Genomic DNA, 14,794 nt, shown 5'->3' on the forward strand with positions numbered 1-14,794 from the left:
TTCCGTTCTCATAATTGTCGCAAACGCCGTTCTTATTGGCATCCACAAAATTCCTGCCACCTCTGCCGCGACCGTTTCTCATGCCGTAGCACATTCCTTTTCCTCTGCCACTGCCGTCAAGGAGGCGTTGCTTCCCGTTGGCATTCGGGTTGCCGGGCGTTCCGTTCTCGAAATTGTCGCAAATACCGTTGTTGTCCTTATCCACAAAAGCGGGTCCTTGCTGAGTGGTGGTCGTCTTCTCCTTTTTTTCCGGCTCCTGGGCTGCGACCAGACCGACAGAGAGTAACACTGCCAATGCTGAAATAAAAATTTTTGTTCTCATTTTTTTCTGAATTTAATTGGTTTATTGTCTTGATATTATTTTGCTTTTTCATTCACTTCTGCCGCCTCTACCATACCTGTGTCTGTGTCCCTGACCTGTTGCGATACTGTCGTTCCACTGATAACCTCTGCCCCGGTTTACGGTACCGTCACGGAAGAGCGGGAGGAAAGTCTGTTGCAGTTGTTCGCATTGCGTTTCGCTGCACATTTTTTTTAACTTAAGATAAAAATCGTTGGTGATCTTTTTTAACTCGGCGTGTCTGTTTCCCACTTGATCTGATAGATTATTCAGCCGGACCGTGTCGGGTGTCTGTTTGTTTAACTCAGCGAACATCTCGCTTTTAAGCGAGTCCATCTCAAAGATCAGTTCGTTTGCGGCATATTGAAAGGTACGGCGTGCCTCTCTGAATTGAACCATTTGTGCATCATTGAACCCGAGGTTTTGCCTGAAGAATCTTCCTGTGAGAGGACTGGACTGATCTTCATCCAGCACGATGGCCAACTCCTCTTCTCCCATCGCCTTGGCTCTGACAAGTATGGTGCCGATGGTGGTGAGATTGAGGATCACCAGCAGGGCAATGATCCACCAGAGAATTTTAGTCGTTCTGTTCATAATCTGTTAAGTTGTAATATCTCAGGTTCTCGATCTGACCATCGTTGATGTTGAGGCTCATGCCAACAGCTGTCCGCTCACTGTAGTTGTTACCGATGGATATCCCCAGAAAAGCCACCGCGGCGATACTTCCAGCGAGAATGAGGCTTTGCCATAGTGGAGCTCTTCTGCTTACTTTTTCGCTTCTCCGCTCAATTTCTGCCATCACGCGGCTGGCAAGGAACGGACCGGGTTCCGTTTCTCTTTCACGCCGGATCAGCTCGTCTACAGGATAACCTTTTTTTATCATTTCTTATTTTCTTTAATTGGTTAGACACGTCATGAACATATTTCCTACGGTGTCTGCAGTTTTTTTCTCAGATTCTCGTTGGCTCTTTGCAGCAATTGCTCCACGGCCCCTTCCGAACGGTTCATGATCGCAGCGATCTGCTTTTGCGGTAACTCTTCGTAACGGCTCAGGATAAAAGCCATCCGTTGCCTCTCTGGAAGGGCGTCGATGGCTGCCTGGATTTCTCTGTCTCTCTCTTTGCTCTCAAGCATCTCCAAGGGAGTCTTTTCTCTGCTGTCACGGTTGAAAATCGATTCGATTGATTGCAACAGTTGTCTCTTTTTGTTCTTGCGGAGTTGATTGAGCGACATGTTGAGGGCGATCCGATAAAGCCAGGTGCTGAATGCGGCATCTGCATGGAAGGTGTGGAGGGACTCATAGAGACGGATAAAAATCTCCTGTGTGAGGTCTTCCGCATCTTCTTTTATATGCAGAAATCCCATGGCCATACGAAACACCTGTTGCTGATATCGTTCCATCAGGATGCTGAAGGCGTCGAGGTTGCCTGATCTAATCTCTTCTATAAGTTGCTTGTCCGACATACAGTCTGGTGAACTCTCTTTTGGTATGTTTGACACGAATGGAACCGCATTCCTACGGTAAAGATGTTTTTTTCCGGTTAATAACCGTTCCTGACTGACAATATTTTCGTTGGCTCTTGGCGTAAGAGGATGCAGGTCTATCCCGCGATATGTGACAAGGGGGCTGCCCAGTTCCGCAACCTTGAATATTTGTTTCTGCGCTCCTGAGACCGTTTAGGATTTCTGTAGGCTTCTAATTCTCGCAAAATAGTGCGCGAAGGAACGGTAGAGGAAATGGGTCCATTTGCCGAAGGGGACGATGATCAGCGCCCACTGTGCCAGCACGGTGAGGTGAAGGATATACATCCAGATATTGTTTTCGAGTATATTCAGGTCGATGAAGAGCCTCACCAGAAAGGCTGTCAGCCCCATCAGCAGCAGCCAGATCACAAAGAGCCAGTCGGAGGGTTGCGAGAACTTGTTCAGCGATTTGTTCTGCCTGATCCTGCCCGATACGAAATGGACGGTGATGACGGAGATAAGGAAGCTCTCCACATAACCGAGCACAATGATAAAAAGGCTCCCGGTACCGAACCAGTTGAGGAAGACAGTGGTGAAGAGGAGCGACAGGTAGGCGAACACCAGCACCAGGTGTTCCAGCCAGCGGAAGTTATCTTTCTCATCGCAATCTTTTGCCTTTCTCTGGGTAAACATGTTGATGAACAGTTCAGGGAGGGCAGTGATGTAGCTCATCATGGGTGTCCTCACTTTCTGCTTTACGATGGTGAAGTGCCACATCCGAAGCAGGTTGGGGATAAAGATCACCAGGAAGACGGTGGCGATTGCCAGCATCTCGAAGCGGTGACCCGCATGGAGCAGGGTCGCTACATCAAAACCGAAAGTACGGGCAAAGAAGAGGACGCCTGCCGCTACCAGCAGCAGAGCTGCGATGGTGAAGGCGAGGGAACGGTAAAGCAGTCCCGAGAGGCCGGTCCAGTCGTATTGTGCGGTGAGCCATCGCCGCAGCGACATCATCAACTCACCCGGGTTGGCCGTCTGCGGGCATTGCGTGGTGCATTCACCGCAGTAGTAGCACTCCCATGGCTTGAGGGACTGCTTCAGCTCATCTTCAAGGCCTAGCGCGCTGAGCCGCACCATCTCGCGGGGAAAGGAGTTGTCGGGGGAGGAGAGGGAGCAGACGGCGGTGCAGTTGCCGCAGTTGTAGCATGCGTTGAAATTGACGGAACCGTATCTCTTGAGCTCTTCCGAAAAACGGGGATTGATTTTGCTTGCCATTATTTTACCAGTTTATACGAATAGTATTCGTCCATCTCATCGATCTTGCCGGTGGCCACCACTCCATATTTCACCAGGGTAAGCAGGTGGTAGGTAACCTCGTGGAGGGGCATCTGCAGCCGTTCTGCGAGCTGTGCAATGGTCAGCTCTTCCTGCTCCAGCGCGCCGGTGATGGCCCGCTTGATCCGGTTGAACTCTTTCAGCTCCTCTTTCACATGTTCCGGAACGCCCTGTTTTTCCCGTAGGTAGCGGGCTGTTTTCCCTTTTTCTGCTTTCATGTTCTTAAGCCAATGCGTCAATCATACTCATTATCTCTTCACTCGAATAGTTGATCAGGTTGATAGCGTCGGGCGGACATACCGGAGCGCACATACCGCATCCCTTGCAGACCGAGTTGTTAACCATCGCCACCGTTTTGCCGCCCACCTCTTTTTGCAGGATCGCATCGAAGGGACAGGCCTCCGCACATTTCCCACACCAGCTGCATATGTCGCTGTTCACCTCCGCCACAATTGGCTCCGTCTCGAGCGTCCCCTTGCTGATCAGCGAGAAGGACTTGGTTGCTGCCGACAGGGCTGAATTGACTGACTCTGTGATGTTCTTCGGTCCCTGGCAGCTGCCGGCGATGGTAACACCGTCGATCACTGTTTCCACCGGACGCAGCTTCATGTGTACTTCGTTGAAGAAGCGGTCTCTCCCCCTGGGTAGCTTGAAGAGGGTGCCCACACTGTTGTCGGCACGTGGCACCATGCCGGTCACCAGTACCACCAGGTCTGCCTCCAGTTCCAGCTCTCTGTTGGAGGAGAGGATATCACGGAGGGTTATCGTTGCCCCCTTTCCCTCCATCACTACAGCAGGGGGTGTCTCCTCTCCCCACTGCAGGTAGAGGTCGCCCATCGCCAGCGACTCGGCATAGAGCAGCTCCTGCTTGCCATAGGTGCGGATGCCGCGGTTGAGATGGTAGTTGTTGATCTTTGCGAACTTCTTCTTCACCAGGATGGATGCATGGATAGCCGAGGTACAGCAGAAGCGGGAACAGTAGGTGTTCTCTCCATTGGTCTGGCGGCTGCCCACGCAATAGATATAGGCGATGTGGCGGATTTTTCTCCCGTTGTACACCAGCTCTTTCCCTTCGGCTCTGTCGATCAGATGACGAAACTCAGGCAACGTGATCACGTTGTCGCTCTGTGCGAAGCCGAGCTCACCCTCTTTGGGCTGGTAGGAGTCGAAGCCGGTGGCCACCACGACCGAGCCTACTGTGAACTCGGCGGTCTCCACCGGGTCGCCATCCTTTGTCGGCCGCTTACGTACTTTAAGGGTGAAGTTGCCGATGCTTCCCTTGGAGGAGATTACTTCCGTACCGGTCATGATGGTCACATTCTCCCGTCGCAGCAGGTCGTGGTAGATCCGTTCCGTGAGGGTACTGCCGCTCTCCTCCGTCATCGCCAGGGTACCCCAGGTGGCGGTGTGTCCCCCTACCCGGTGTTCTTTCTCGATCAGGAGCACCTCTGTTTGCTTGTCCGCCAGGGCAGCGGCTGCCTTCATGCCGGCGATGCCGGCACCGATTACCGCGATGGTTTTTTCGGCTTCAAAAAGGTTGGGGTAGAGTGGCTCGGCGAAGCGAGATTTGGCGATGGCTGCCTTCACCAGACGGATTGCCTTGTCTGTGGCACCCTCCTTGTCGTTGGAGTGCGCCCAGGAGGCCTGTTCCCGGATGTTGGTGTGCACGTAGGTGTACTTGTTCAGTTCTCCCCGTTCGGTCACGTTGCGGAAGGTCGTGAGGTGAAGCTTGGGGGAGCAGGAGGCGACGATCACCCCGTCGAGGTTGTGGGTGCGGATATCCTCCACCATGTCGTTCTGGTTGGCGTCGGAGCAGGCGAAGAGGGTGGTCTTCGCCAAGGCTACTCCTTTTTCGTGTTCCACGGCCTGACGCACCTTCTCCACATCAACATAATCGGATATGTTGCCGCCGCAATGGCAGATGTAGACGCCTATTCTCTCTTTCATAATCGTTTATGCTTCCTGGTGTTGTATGATGTAACTGATTGCTTCGGAGGATGCCGAGCCGGCCGAGAGAATCGAATCGGGAATGTCCATCGGGGCGGCAGCAGTGCCGGCCACGAAGACGCCGTCGATGCTGGTCCGTGCAGGGCTGCCCATCAGGTCGGTCTGGGTAACAAACCGGTGAGGGTCGAGTTTCAATGTTCCCTGTGGAAAGATCTTGCCGGCGTCGGGGTTCGACTTTACTCCTACCGAGAGCACCACCATGTCATGCTCTGCCTCTTTGACCACTCCTTCGCCGATGTCCTCATAGCGCAGAATCAGGTTGCCGTTTTCTTTTTCTTTGATGGTGCCGACCTTGCCCTTCACAAAGGTGACACCCATCCCTTTAGCCTGCTGATAAAACTCCTCAAAGCCCTTGCCGAAAGAGCGGATGTTGATGTAGTAGATGGTGACGTCGGCCATGGGAAGGGCACCCATCAGCAGCTGTGCCTGCTTGATGGAGTACATGCAGCAGATCTGCGAGCAGATGGGGTTGCCCACCGAAGCGTCACGCGAGCCGGCACAGAGTATGTAGGCAATTTTGTCGGGCACCTTGCCGTCGCCCGGACGCAGGATGGTGTTGAAAGGACGGGTGGGAGCGATCTCCCGCTCCATCTGCATGGAGGTGATCACATTTTTGTACTGTCCATAGCCGTAGCGCGGAATCTCCAGCGGATCGAAGAGTTTGAAGCCGGTGGCAATCACCACCGTGCGGGCATGCAGCTCGTACTGCTCCGGCTCCATGGTGAAGTCGATGCATTGGGTGGGGCACACCTTCTCGCAGGCACCACAGAGCGTGCAGTTCTCGATGTCGATGGCTGCCGCCTTGGGGTTGGCGATGCTGAAAGGGATAAAGGCTGCCTTCCTGCCGATCAGCCCATATTGATACTCATCGCGCACGCTCACCGGGCATGCCTGCTCGCAGAGCTGGCAGGCGGTACAGTCCTCCACGTGCACATAGCGCGGTTTTTTGGTGATCTGCGCCACAAAATTGTTCTCCGACCTCTTGACGATACCAGTCACCTCGCTCTCGGTGAAGATGGTGATGTTCCTGTGGCGGGCGATCTCTGACACTTTGGGCGTGGTGATGCAGGCAGAGCAGTCGAGCGTAGGGAACACCTTGCTCAGCAGGATCATCTTCCCCCCGAGGGAACGTTGCTTTTCCACCAGCAACACCCGGTAGCCACTGTTGGCCAGGTTGAGCGCCGCCTCGCCGCCGGCGATCCCGCCCCCCACCACCAGGGCGTCGTAGCGAATGATCTTCTTCTCTTCGTTCATCGGAATTTATGCGTTGGTTGTTTTGATCAGGTATTCGTTGAAGCTGCGTATCTGCTTCACGAACGCTTCGCTGCATACGGAGCAGATGGCGGCCATGCGTAGGCGGGCGGGGTCGAGGCTCCGGGCTTTCATCCGCTCGTGGGTGTCGGCCACCAGGTTGCCTGTCTTCTCCGTGCAGCTCTCCCCGTAGACACAGTCGCTGCCGTCGGCCGCAATGAACACCCCGTCGAACCCCCGTTCGTAGGCATGCAGGATCCAGCCGGGCTTGATGCCGCTGGAACAGGGAACGGTGATGGTGTAGACCGTCGGTGGGTAGTGGAGCTTCAGCAACCCCGCCATGTCGATGGCGGGATCGGAGATTTTTTCCGTCGAAAAAACCAGTATCCTGGCACTTTTTTTCATTGTTGGGGATGGGTTATTTCTTCTTCATGTATACCTTGAAGTAGCCGTTCTCCTCCACGGTGCCAAGGTACTCGTGCCCCTGTTTCTTGCACCATTTGGGGATGTCGGACTTGGTACCCTCGTCGGCCGAGAGGATCTCCATCACGTCGTCTGCCGCGATGGTGCCGATGGCTTTTTTCGCTTCAAGGAGCGGTCCCGGGCAGGCTGTGCCCCGTGCGTCTACCGATTTTGCCACTTTTAGTGCTCTCAATTCTTCTGTAGTCATTGTTTTCATTATTTAGGATGAATGTATTGTTTTCAGCAGTAAGGGATAAGTTTTGCCTCCTGATTTTTTGGAGTCTCGAACAAAGAACTTCGAACTTACTAACTTGCCAACTTTGAAACGTTATATAAACCATTGCATGCTACTCTCGCCGGCATCTGCTACGAAAGTGGTTGCTCCGGCATAGCGCAGGTGCGGGTAGTCGATGATCTCCTCCTTTTTGAAGCCCATCAGGTTCATCGACATCTCGCAGACGGTAATCTCAATGCCTAGGGTAGCAGCTTCGCTGAACATATCGTCTAGCGACATCACGTGCTGTTTTTTCATCAGTCTTTTCATCATCGCCGGTCCCATGCCACACATGTTCATGTTGGAGAGTTTCAGCTTGTTGCGCCCTTTGGGGAGCATTATGCCGAACATCTTTGAGATGAAATCCTTGCCCTTTGGCTTCTTTTGCGGGTCGCGCAGGGCAGAGAGTGCCCAGAAGGAAAAGAAAAGCTTCACCTTTGAATCCATAGCGGCAGCAGCCAGTGAGATGATCATCGCTGCCAGGATCTTGTCCATGTCGCCCGATACGATGGCGATAGAGAGCTGATCCTTCCGGCAATCTTCCAGACGGGTTGTTTTTGCTTTGAGACTCTCCAGTTCATCCCGGAGAGCTTTCATGGAGATGTCGTTGGTATTTTCCATATTTATCCTGTATGATTTTGTAAATGAATTAAGTGCAAATTAAAGGAATAATTCATTATTATTTTATTTTAGCTCCGTGCAGTTTTTTACTTTATTTTGTGAGATATGTCACATCTTTTTCTATTTTTGTTTGGAAATTGGAAGTGTGCTATATTTCTTCGGATAATCTTTATCGTATGAACAACGAGTGTGCCGACTGTGCCTGTGTGTTGAGATCGTCTGCCAGCATGAAGGATTGCCAGCTTGCGATGCTGAGCGGGAACCATGCGGTGGTGAAATTCAGGAAGGGTGATGCCATTATTAAACAAGGTGTGTTTTCTACCAACGTGATCTTTTTACGAAAGGGAATGGCTAGAATTCATATTACGGGTCCCTCCAGGGAGCAGATCGTGAAGCTGGTGAAGGCGCCGACTTATCTTGGGCTTCCCACTACGTTCGGCGACAAAATCAATCAGTATAGTGTGACGGCAGTGCTCGATTCAGAGATCTGCTTTATTGACCTGGAGGTGTTTAAGAAACTATTGGAAGAAAACAGAGAATTCAGCAGTTATATTCTTATGGAGTTGTGCAAGAGTGAACTGGAAGCCTACCGGCGTTGTGCCAGCCGCACCCAGAAGCAGATAAAGGGAAATCTCGCAGATGTGCTGCTCGAATTTTCAGAGAACCTTTTTGAGGCAGAACAGTTTACTCTTCCACTCTCCCAGTCGGAGATCGGAAACTGGGTGGATGCTGGGAGGGAGAGCATCAACCGCGCGCTCTCCGAGTTTATCCAGGACGGAATCATTCAGATGGAAGGGAGACAAGTGAGAATCATTGATAAAAAAATGCTGAAAATGATCAGCCAGAACGGTTAAAACCGGAGGAATATTTCTGGGCAATACGGGTGAAATTACCTTTCTGTCGACAAGATAAGATTGATGTGTTAAGCGTAGATGGCTGTACATTGTTTGATATACAAATGTTTATCCTATCCTTTCAGTCTTCTCCAGTTCTTCCCTGTCGAGGATAGTGATCCCTTTCCCTTCGAGCGCAATGATACCGTCGCGCTCAAACTCTTTCAACAGTTTGATGGCGCTCTCGGTGGCTACGGAGGCAAAATTGGCCAAATCCTGCCGCGAGAGATGGACAAAGATATCCTGGCCCAAGAAGTCATCCCCGCTGAGATAGAGCAGCGCGGAAGCGAGTTTCCCCCGCATCTGTTTTGAGGTCATGTTTCCTATCACGGTGAGCAGTTGCCGTTCGTTCCGGTAATTGCGTGAAGTGATGCGCATGGCAAACTCCGCATTTTGCAACAACAGCAACCTCATTTTCTCTTTGTCTATCATGCACACCTGGGTGTCGGTAAGTGCTACTGCCGAGGTGGGGTGTACTGCCTCTCCAAAGAGGGAGGAGAAGGCGAGGAAGTCGCCTGTTTTAGCCAGCTGCAGGTTGAGTTGCTTGTCCCTTCCCGTCTGCAGGTACACTTTTACCAGTCCGTCCATGACCAGCAATACATGTGTGGAGAAGGCTCCCTGTTTGAAGAGGATCTCACCTGCCAGATAGGTAAGCTCTGTTTTGCCTGAACTGATCAGCTTCAGCTCTTCCGGCTTCAGGTCGCGGAAACAGGCCACCATCTTTTCGCAATTGTCCATTTTGTTATTCATTCAATGTACCATACGTTGCTTTACTTTGTGACAAAGATACCATCTTTTCCGAAAACTGATTTTCATTAGCTAAATAACTGTTGCATTTCACCCTGAGTCATGGAATCTGTCAGCCTTATTTTATCGTTCTCTTCGTTTGCATGCTCTACCTTTGTATCCATATATAAATCAATTTAAACAATAAAAAAATGAAGTACTTAAGAACCAATATTCAGGAAATTGAAACTGCAGCAGAGTTGCAGAAGATCATCAGCGAGAACGAAAATGTGATGGTGTGTTGTGGACGCATGGGGCCGATGTGTATCCCGGTGTATGAGATTATGGAAGAGCTGGAGGAAGAACGTCCCGAAGTGAAGTTTTACTCCATGGCATTCGACAGCCCGGAATCGGGTGTTATCCGGAATGCACCTGAATGTCGCGGTTTCATGGGATTACCGTTCACCATGTACTATAAGAATGGAAAGGTAGCGAAAGCGACGACCAGCATTCAAAGTATGTCGCAGGTGAAGGAGAATCTTGATCAGTATCTTGCCTGATAGGGAGAATTTAGGTAAAATAGTGTGGGAAATACTGCATGTGAGGAGTTTTTTACGCATTTTTGAAGGAATATCATTCGTCTCAAGGAGATAGGTCGTGAATGCGATTTGAGATATAAAGCTAAGCAGAAAAGATGGAGAAGATATATGATGTAATGATCCTGGGTGCCGGTGCTGCCGGCCTCTCTGCGGGAATTTACGCTTCCCGAGGAAAACTCGATACACTGATTTTGAGTGAAGGGGTGACCGGTGGACAGATTGTCCTGACAAACGAGATTGCCAACTATCCCGGTGTGGAGACAATTAAAGGATATGAGTTGGCCAACATTATGAAACGGCAGGCAAAAAGCTTTGGCTGTACACTCAAGACTAATGTCAAAATTGTGAACTACCGTTTGGTTGAAGAGATCAAGGAGGTGGAACTTGAAGACGGAAGAATATTCCGTGGCAGAGCAGTCATCCTAGCCCCCGGTGGTAAACCCCGTTCACTCAATATCCCGGGAGAGAAAGAATTTGAAGGGAGAGGTATCTCTTACTGTGCCACCTGTGATGCCGACTTCTTCCGGAACAAAAGGCTGGTTGTGGTCGGCGGTGGAAATTCGGCCCTGGAAGAGGCCGTGACTCTTGCGCATTTTGCATCGCATGTTACCATCGTGCATCAGTTTGATCATTTTCAGGCATTTGCACATGCAGTGGAAGAGGCGGAACGTAATCCCAAAATAAGTTTTATCATGGAATCGGAGTTGCGTGCCTATATGGGAAACGGTATTTTACAAAAGGTGCAGGTTGAGCATCTGAAAACAGGCACGTTGACCGATCTGGAGACCGACGGCGTTTTTGTCTTTATCGGCTATATACCCAATACGGAAGCTTTTGAGGAGCTCGTGAAGATGAATGAAAAGGGCGAAATCATGGTCGATGAAACGATGAAAACAGACCTGCCCGGTGTTTTTGCAGCGGGCGACTGTGTGGCAAAGCGTTATCGTCAGGTTACTACTGCTGTGAGCGACGGCACAATCGCGGCGCTCAGCGCCACCGAATATATCCGGAACAAACCCTTTTTATCTTAGATATATTTGGTTGATATTCGAGTTATATTCGAAGCTAATCGAATAAGTTACGGTGAAGATAGGGTAGGTTGACATTCTCGTGATATACTCCTGGCGATTCCGTCGATAAGTACCCACTTATTTTAATTTATGTCCAAGCCGACCGATAAAGCGAAATAAGGCTTATTCTCATAAATCCATATTTTCCGGTCGCTGCTTAGTAAGTTATCAAATCCCAGCGCTATTCCGAGTGTAAAATTATTTACTTCAATGACGCCGGCAATGCCCTTTTGTAAAACAACCCCGTCGTATTCTTCATCCGTTTGATGCGCTGTTGTTGTAGGAGACATGAAGGTACTCCCTAAACCTATAAAACCACCATAAGAAAATTTGTAGTTGTTTAAAACACGTCTAGATAAATTGTTTGTTATCCGGTTATAACTCAAATTGTATTTATCGAAGCTGTATCCAACAAAAATAGCCCCGTTGAAATCAGAATTCAGTTGTAAAGGTACGTTTTCTACAGAAGGCCTTAGTTTTAGAGGCAAAACCATTAGTTCGAGGTTTATACCGTTTTTATACAAATTTAAAGGAGCGGGAAGAGTATTGTTTTTTACAATTCGCGGATAAACTTTTTTTTGCATACTATCCGGTAAAAGAGGATCATTACTATCTATTATTGGGTATGCATTAAGTTCTCCGTTTTCAGTGAGTAAGTAAAGTTCCTTAATCTCATTCTTCTCTTTAATCCGGTAGCGTCTGCCATCCAATTCACCACAAGGTGAATTTTTTAGGGAACCACAAGAAATAAGCAGACAACAGAAAAATGGCATTGAAAGGGGAATTAAAGTGCTTTTTTTCTTTTTCATGGTGAAATATATTTTGTTGAAAATGAGTGTTGATTACCTTAGGGACTCACTTGAGAGGAAGTGAGTCCCTAAGGTTAAGTGATCTTCTACTGTGGTTCAAATACAAATGTCATTTTATTGTTTGCAAGGAAAATAGATTTGGCGAATTGATGTACGTTATGTGTATTAATTTTATCCAACAAAGAGAGTTCTTCCAGATCGAGATAAGGCTCCTCTTTTAATGCATTAGAAATGATGCCATTCCATGAAATATTCTCTTTTCTGTCTTGAAATCTTTTTTCCAAATATAATTTTATTTCACTGATTTCATTCTCCGTAGGCCCCTGAGTAACTAAATTTTGAATGTCTCCCTGAACCACGCTCAATAAGTCGTCAACTAAAGCGGGATCGGTATCGAAATTGATTTCCATGATTGCAGTAGGGGTTGGATAACGGCTCAGTTCGCTTTTTACACCCACGTGATAAGTACCTCCTTTATCTTCACGAATTGATTTTAAGTATCGGTTACTTAATATATAAGCAGTGAATTTTGCCAATAGGTTATTCATCGCGGTATAATCGGATTTATTGTGATAAATTCTTGTCACCGATGCTTTCGAACTTAATAAATCTGGGGCTTTGTATCGGAGGCTGACTTCTCCGGTTCTTAAGACAGGTTCTTTAAATTTCAGATCAGGTACTTTGGCTTTGCCGGAAATTGATGCCATGTATTTCTCAATGAGCGGTTTGGCGTCTTTAGATCGCATAGGTCCTGAAAAAATAAAAGTAAAGCCTTGTGGGTTATAAAAATGAGATTGATACAGGGCGTTCAATTTTGATGGTGTCAATGACTGAACATAAGGTTCTTTGTAATCTGTTCGCAATGGATTATTACTATATGTGAGTTTATTTACGGAATCTTTGTAAAATGTCTGGGCATTTTTATTCTCGATGCTCTTTAGCATTCTTCTCTTAAAGTTCTCGACTTCTTTTTGGTTTGCCGATACATCCGTGAAATATTTGTGCAACAAATTGAAAAATTTTTCACTGCTTTCAGGGTCGAAAGAGCCTGAAAATCCTTCATTTCGTTCGGTGATGTAGGGCGAAAGGCTGAGCTTATTTTTTAAACTCCACTCTGCTCGTTCGTGCTGATTCAGGTTGTTTATGGCAATGTCTCGTAAAAAAGAGTTCAGTACCTTTTGGTCTTCAATATTTTCAGGGTAGGCATATCCGCCTTTACGAAAAGCAAACATACTTACATTCTCTTTTTTACCAAATTCTTCTTTCCACACCACTTTAACCCCATTTTGTAAAGTCCATTCGGTAGTTGAATCCAAAGGCATTTCGTATTTTATTCCATAATCTTTGGAAGTAACGTTTCTCGATTTAATGATTCGGCCTGGAGCTTTAATGTCGGAGAACTGAATTTCTTTCTTTTCTGCAATAATAAACTGCTCTTGTTCAGTATTTTGAACTTCTTCCATCATGGCTAATACCTGAGATTCTGTTGGCAATGTCTGTTTTATTTTTTCAGGAGTTGCAAAAACCACTACCCTATTCTCTGAACTCAGGAATTTGTTTATGGCTGAGTTTATGTCTGTAAGCGCAATTTTCCCGAGTATATTTTTTTGTGAAACATTTTTTTGTTCCAGGGTCACCAACGGCGTGTTTCTGGTATAGTTTTCTATGGCATCGTTCACATAGTCAACATTTTTTCGTTCCTTTATTTTCTGATACTCTTTCTCTAAATTGGCAGCGACAATTTTTTTCACGTGGTTTAATTCTTCCTGCTCAAAACCGTATTGCCTGGTTCTTTCTATTTCTGTTACGATTCCCTGAAGCGCATCGAATGTTTTTTCATCCTCCACGGGAATTGCCGTAGCGGTAAACATCCTGCTTGCATAGCTGATACTTCCGAATACAGGGATTACCATCCTGAAAGGAGCTTCGGGACTTAAAGATGTAACCCTGAACCTGTTTTTCATGAGTTCAATGAAAATGTCTTCAATCAACTTTTCGTAAAAATACCGTTCTGTTTGTTTCTCGCTGTCACTCAACATTGGAATTTTCACCGACAATCTTGCAGAAACGGCAGAGGTTTCAGGGTCTGTAAAGTATCCGATGATGGGTTCCTTATTATCGGGGATGCTGTAATATTGCTTCACGGCCGCGTTTTCTACCGCAGGTATCGATGAAAAGGTTTTAATAATGCGTTGTTCCATCTCTTTTTTATCAATGTCTCCCACAACAATTACGGCCTGCAAGTCGGGCCTGTACCATTTGTGATAATAATCTATGAGCGTTTGAGGTTCAAAATTGTCAATCACACTGACCAAGCCGATGACATCTCTCTCGGCAAATCGGGAACCTGTCTGTTGAAATCGCGATATCGCTTTCATCATTCGGGTTAAGGCAATGTCTCCCCGGCGCCACTCCTCCCTGATTACCCCTCGTTCTTTTTCAATCTCTTCCGCTTCACATGAAATATAGTGTGACCAATCGTGCAAGGCAAGCAGTGTTGAGTCGATCACTGTGTTGCTGGTCACGGGAACTTGAGAAATATTGTAAACGGTTCTGTCCATTGAAGTGTAAGCGTTGATGTTTGCTCCAAATTTCACGCCGATGCTTCCAAAATAATTTAAAAGAGCCTTGTCGGGGAAGTTCTTGGTCCCGTTAAAAGCCATGTGTTCAAGAAAGTGAGCAAGCCCCCTCTGGTCATCCTCTTCCTGAAGTGAGCCGACATTGTGTACAATGAAAAATTCAGCCCGCCCTTTTGGATTGCTTGCTTCTCTTATGTAATAGGTTAAACCATTGGGTAGTTTCCCAATTACAAACTCCTCATCTATGGGAAGTTGTGCTGAAACATCAAAACTTTGAGATAAGGTTGACGAGATTCCTGTGAAAATGACCAGGAGGAACAAAATAATCTTTTTATTAATTGTAATCATAATATCATGTTTAATG

The 14,794-nt window shown here is 47.8% G+C and carries 17 protein-coding genes; 3 read left to right on the top strand and 14 right to left on the bottom strand.

Annotated elements, in window-relative coordinates; all coding sequences use genetic code 11:
- The 11 genes from B3Z75_RS02955 to B3Z75_RS03005 all read right to left on the bottom strand — a co-directional run.
- A partial coding sequence (locus tag B3Z75_RS02955) for a hypothetical protein (protein ID WP_294067603.1) occupies positions 1 to 322 on the bottom strand: 322 nt, incomplete at its 3' end.
- Positions 323 to 370: 48 nt separating this feature from the next.
- Positions 371 to 934 (bottom strand): hypothetical protein, encoded by a 564-nt coding sequence (locus B3Z75_RS02960; RefSeq protein WP_294067605.1) that lies wholly within the window; start codon positions 932 to 934, stop codon positions 371 to 373.
- Entirely contained in the window at positions 918 to 1,223 is a 306-nt protein-coding gene (locus tag B3Z75_RS02965) for a hypothetical protein (RefSeq protein WP_294067607.1), read from the bottom strand. The genes B3Z75_RS02960 and B3Z75_RS02965 overlap by 17 nt, the downstream gene beginning before the upstream one ends.
- A 44-nt stretch (positions 1,224 to 1,267) precedes the next feature.
- The gene (locus tag B3Z75_RS02970; RefSeq protein ID WP_294067609.1) at positions 1,268 to 1,804 is read right to left on the bottom strand and encodes an RNA polymerase sigma factor; all 537 of its coding nucleotides are present in this window, start codon (positions 1,802 to 1,804) and stop codon (positions 1,268 to 1,270) included.
- A gap of 213 nt (positions 1,805 to 2,017) precedes the next feature.
- A complete protein-coding gene (locus B3Z75_RS02975; protein WP_294067611.1) occupies positions 2,018 to 3,079 on the bottom strand; it encodes a 4Fe-4S dicluster domain-containing protein in 1,062 nt (353 codons plus the stop codon).
- On the bottom strand, positions 3,079 to 3,357 hold the full coding sequence (locus B3Z75_RS02980) for a helix-turn-helix domain-containing protein (RefSeq protein WP_294067613.1): 279 nt from the start codon (positions 3,355 to 3,357) through the stop codon (positions 3,079 to 3,081). The genes B3Z75_RS02975 and B3Z75_RS02980 overlap by 1 nt, the downstream gene beginning before the upstream one ends.
- A gap of 4 nt (positions 3,358 to 3,361) precedes the next feature.
- Positions 3,362 to 5,086, bottom strand: coding sequence for a CoB--CoM heterodisulfide reductase iron-sulfur subunit A family protein (locus B3Z75_RS02985; RefSeq protein WP_294067615.1), 1,725 nt, complete (start codon positions 5,084 to 5,086; stop codon positions 3,362 to 3,364).
- A 6-nt stretch (positions 5,087 to 5,092) separates the two neighbouring features.
- On the bottom strand, positions 5,093 to 6,400 hold the full coding sequence (locus tag B3Z75_RS02990) for a CoB--CoM heterodisulfide reductase iron-sulfur subunit A family protein (RefSeq protein ID WP_294067617.1): 1,308 nt from the start codon (positions 6,398 to 6,400) through the stop codon (positions 5,093 to 5,095).
- Positions 6,401 to 6,406: 6 nt separating this feature from the next.
- Positions 6,407 to 6,802, bottom strand: a complete 396-nt coding sequence (locus tag B3Z75_RS02995) for a hydrogenase iron-sulfur subunit (RefSeq protein WP_294067619.1) — start codon at positions 6,800 to 6,802, stop codon at positions 6,407 to 6,409.
- Positions 6,803 to 6,815: 13 nt separating this feature from the next.
- The gene (locus B3Z75_RS03000; protein ID WP_294067621.1) at positions 6,816 to 7,067 is read right to left on the bottom strand and encodes a sulfurtransferase TusA family protein; all 252 of its coding nucleotides are present in this window, start codon (positions 7,065 to 7,067) and stop codon (positions 6,816 to 6,818) included.
- Positions 7,068 to 7,187: 120 nt separating this feature from the next.
- Positions 7,188 to 7,754, bottom strand: a complete 567-nt coding sequence (locus tag B3Z75_RS03005; protein ID WP_294067623.1) for a DsrE/DsrF/DrsH-like family protein — start codon at positions 7,752 to 7,754, stop codon at positions 7,188 to 7,190.
- Between the two features lie 176 nt (positions 7,755 to 7,930).
- On the opposite strand from B3Z75_RS03005, the gene B3Z75_RS03010 reads away from it, so the two are divergent.
- Positions 7,931 to 8,608 (top strand): Crp/Fnr family transcriptional regulator, encoded by a 678-nt coding sequence (locus B3Z75_RS03010; RefSeq protein ID WP_294067625.1) that lies wholly within the window; start codon positions 7,931 to 7,933, stop codon positions 8,606 to 8,608.
- A gap of 108 nt (positions 8,609 to 8,716) precedes the next feature.
- Here the strand turns inward: B3Z75_RS03010 and B3Z75_RS03015 are convergent, their stop codons facing one another.
- On the bottom strand, positions 8,717 to 9,385 hold the full coding sequence (locus B3Z75_RS03015) for a Crp/Fnr family transcriptional regulator (protein WP_294067627.1): 669 nt from the start codon (positions 9,383 to 9,385) through the stop codon (positions 8,717 to 8,719).
- 200 nt (positions 9,386 to 9,585) lie between these two features.
- Here B3Z75_RS03015 and B3Z75_RS03020 point away from each other — a divergent pair, with 200 nt between their 5' ends.
- Both B3Z75_RS03020 and B3Z75_RS03025 read left to right on the top strand, forming a co-directional pair.
- Positions 9,586 to 9,933, top strand: a complete 348-nt coding sequence (locus B3Z75_RS03020; protein ID WP_294067629.1) for a thioredoxin — start codon at positions 9,586 to 9,588, stop codon at positions 9,931 to 9,933.
- Positions 9,934 to 10,067: 134 nt separating this feature from the next.
- Positions 10,068 to 11,003: an NAD(P)/FAD-dependent oxidoreductase gene (locus B3Z75_RS03025; RefSeq protein ID WP_294067631.1), complete on the top strand. Its 936-nt coding sequence runs from the start codon at positions 10,068 to 10,070 to the stop codon at positions 11,001 to 11,003.
- Between the two features lie 122 nt (positions 11,004 to 11,125).
- On the opposite strand, the gene B3Z75_RS03030 is transcribed toward B3Z75_RS03025, so the two are convergent.
- Complete coding sequence (locus B3Z75_RS03030) at positions 11,126 to 11,851, bottom strand: hypothetical protein (protein WP_294067633.1); 726 nt, start codon at positions 11,849 to 11,851, stop codon at positions 11,126 to 11,128.
- A gap of 86 nt (positions 11,852 to 11,937) precedes the next feature.
- On the bottom strand, positions 11,938 to 14,778 hold the full coding sequence (locus B3Z75_RS03035) for a M16 family metallopeptidase (RefSeq protein ID WP_349676023.1): 2,841 nt from the start codon (positions 14,776 to 14,778) through the stop codon (positions 11,938 to 11,940).
- Between the last annotated feature and the right edge of the window lie 16 nt (positions 14,779 to 14,794).

This window comes from Proteiniphilum sp. UBA1028 (assembly GCF_002316955.1).
Taxonomy (GTDB): Bacteria; Bacteroidota; Bacteroidia; order Bacteroidales; family Dysgonomonadaceae; genus Proteiniphilum.

Bases quoted from the DNA above. Each gene is read 5' to 3' on its own strand.
- B3Z75_RS02960 (WP_294067605.1), bottom strand. From the start codon at position 934: ATGAACAGAACGACTAAAATTCTCTGGTGGATCATTGCCCTGCTGGTG.
- B3Z75_RS02965 (WP_294067607.1), bottom strand. From the start codon at position 1,223: ATGATAAAAAAAGGTTATCCTGTAGACGAGCTGATCCGGCGTGAAAGA.
- B3Z75_RS02970 (WP_294067609.1), bottom strand. From the start codon at position 1,804: ATGTCGGACAAGCAACTTATAGAAGAGATTAGATCAGGCAACCTCGAC.
- B3Z75_RS02975 (WP_294067611.1), bottom strand. From the start codon at position 3,079: ATGGCAAGCAAAATCAATCCCCGTTTTTCGGAAGAGCTCAAGAGATAC.
- B3Z75_RS02980 (WP_294067613.1), bottom strand. From the start codon at position 3,357: ATGAAAGCAGAAAAAGGGAAAACAGCCCGCTACCTACGGGAAAAACAG.
- B3Z75_RS02985 (WP_294067615.1), bottom strand. From the start codon at position 5,086: ATGAAAGAGAGAATAGGCGTCTACATCTGCCATTGCGGCGGCAACATA.
- B3Z75_RS02990 (WP_294067617.1), bottom strand. From the start codon at position 6,400: ATGAACGAAGAGAAGAAGATCATTCGCTACGACGCCCTGGTGGTGGGG.
- B3Z75_RS02995 (WP_294067619.1), bottom strand. From the start codon at position 6,802: ATGAAAAAAAGTGCCAGGATACTGGTTTTTTCGACGGAAAAAATCTCC.
- B3Z75_RS03000 (WP_294067621.1), bottom strand. From the start codon at position 7,067: ATGACTACAGAAGAATTGAGAGCACTAAAAGTGGCAAAATCGGTAGAC.
- B3Z75_RS03005 (WP_294067623.1), bottom strand. From the start codon at position 7,754: ATGGAAAATACCAACGACATCTCCATGAAAGCTCTCCGGGATGAACTG.
- B3Z75_RS03010 (WP_294067625.1), top strand. From the start codon at position 7,931: ATGAACAACGAGTGTGCCGACTGTGCCTGTGTGTTGAGATCGTCTGCC.
- B3Z75_RS03015 (WP_294067627.1), bottom strand. From the start codon at position 9,385: ATGGACAATTGCGAAAAGATGGTGGCCTGTTTCCGCGACCTGAAGCCG.
- B3Z75_RS03020 (WP_294067629.1), top strand. From the start codon at position 9,586: ATGAAGTACTTAAGAACCAATATTCAGGAAATTGAAACTGCAGCAGAG.
- B3Z75_RS03025 (WP_294067631.1), top strand. From the start codon at position 10,068: ATGGAGAAGATATATGATGTAATGATCCTGGGTGCCGGTGCTGCCGGC.
- B3Z75_RS03030 (WP_294067633.1), bottom strand. From the start codon at position 11,851: ATGAAAAAGAAAAAAAGCACTTTAATTCCCCTTTCAATGCCATTTTTC.
- B3Z75_RS03035 (WP_349676023.1), bottom strand. From the start codon at position 14,778: ATGATTACAATTAATAAAAAGATTATTTTGTTCCTCCTGGTCATTTTC.